This window comes from Streptomyces phytophilus (assembly GCF_013870535.1).
Taxonomy (GTDB): Bacteria; Actinomycetota; Actinomycetes; order Streptomycetales; family Streptomycetaceae; genus Streptomyces; species Streptomyces phytophilus.
Genome location: NZ_JACBXC010001398.1, coordinates 1 through 1496 on the forward strand (window position 1 = coordinate 1; position 1496 = coordinate 1496).

At 70.3% G+C, this 1496-nt stretch carries 3 protein-coding genes; all 3 read left to right on the plus strand.

The genetic code is table 11. The features are described 5' to 3' along the window. Window positions 1-238: RsmD family RNA methyltransferase (locus H5J30_RS32745; RefSeq protein ID WP_181791309.1), on the plus strand; the 238-nt coding region annotated here is incomplete at its 5' end. A gap of 74 nt (window positions 239-312) precedes the next feature. Then, entirely contained in the window at window positions 313-792 is a 480-nt protein-coding gene (gene coaD / locus H5J30_RS32750; protein WP_220189580.1) for a pantetheine-phosphate adenylyltransferase, read from the plus strand. A 24-nt stretch (window positions 793-816) separates the two neighbouring features. Then, on the plus strand, window positions 817-1496 hold a 680-nt coding region (locus tag H5J30_RS32755), incomplete at its 3' end, for a F0F1 ATP synthase subunit B (RefSeq protein ID WP_220189579.1).

The window sequence follows — 1496 nt, forward strand, 5'->3', positions numbered from 1 at the left end:
GGACCCGTACGACGTGGTCTTCCTCGACCCGCCGTACGAGGTGACCGACGCCGCGGTGGGCGAGATACTCGTCACACTCCGTGCGCACGACTGGCTGTCCCCGGGCGCGCTCGCCACCGTGGAGCGCAGCACGCGAGGCGGTGAATTCCCCTGGCCCGGCGGGTTCGAGGGGCTGCGGGCCAGGCGCTACGGCGAGGGCACGCTCTGGTACGGTCGCGCCGCCTCACCGGCCCGCTGACCCTCCGGACCCGCCACCGACACCCTCCCCGACCCACGACCCTCATGACCGGAACCGAGAGCGAGGAACCACCGTTGCGCCGCGCCGTCTGTCCGGGGTCCTTCGACCCCATCACCAACGGGCATCTCGACATCATCGCCCGGGCCTCGAAGCTCTACGACGTCGTGCACGTCGCCGTGATGATCAACAAGTCGAAGAAGGGGATGTTCACCGTCGACGAGCGGATGGACCTCATCCGCCAGTGCACCGCGGAGTACGGCAACGTGGAGGTCGAGAGCTTCCACGGCCTCCTCGTGGACTACTGCAAGGAGCGCGACATCCCCGCCATCGTCAAGGGGCTGCGTGCCGTCAGCGACTTCGACTACGAGCTCCAGATGGCCCAGATGAACAACGGCCTGTCGGGCGTCGAGACGCTCTTCGTCCCCACCAACCCGACTTACAGCTTCCTCTCCTCCAGCCTGGTCAAGGAGGTCGCCACCTGGGGTGGTGACGTATCCCACCTCGTACCCCCGGTTGTCAACCGGGCACTTGACGAACGCCTCACCAACTCCTAGCCGGGCGCCGTAGAGTCTTTCCCCATGGACGTGCAGAGGAAGCTCGACGAGATCGCGGAAGCCCTGCAGGGCGCGCGGTCCATGCCCATGTCGGCGTCGTGCGTGGTCAACCGCGCCGAGCTGCTCGGCATGCTGAACGAGGTGCGCGAGGCCCTCCCCGGGTCGCTCGCCCAGGCGCAGCAGCTGCTCGGCGGGCGCGAGCAACTGGTCGAGGAGGCGCGCCGCGAGGCCGAGCAGATCCTCGACGAGGCGCAGTCCCGGCGCGGCGCGCTGATCTCCGACACCGAGGTCGCCCGGCACGCCCGGGCCGAGGCCGACCGGATCCTCGGCGAGGCCCGCCAGGAGGCCGAGCAGATCAGCGTCGAGGCCGACGACTACGTCGACAGCAAGCTCGCCAACTTCGAGGTCGTCCTCACCAAGACCATCGGCTCGGTCGACCGCGGCCGGGACAAGCTGCTGGGCCGCGCCCCCGGGTACGACGACCCGCAGTCCTTCGACGCCGGCCAGGACCCGGCGGGCGAGGCGCCGGAGCGCAGCGCCGACCCGCAGGAGCAGCGCAGGCGCGCGGACACGTACGTCGAGGCGCAGTTCCAGGCGTTCCAGTCGGTGCTGACCAAGACCCTGGAGGCCGTCGGCCGCGGCCGGCAGAAGCTCCAGGGCGCGCGGCCCACGGACCAGCTCGGCGAGACCTTCGGGCAGCCGGG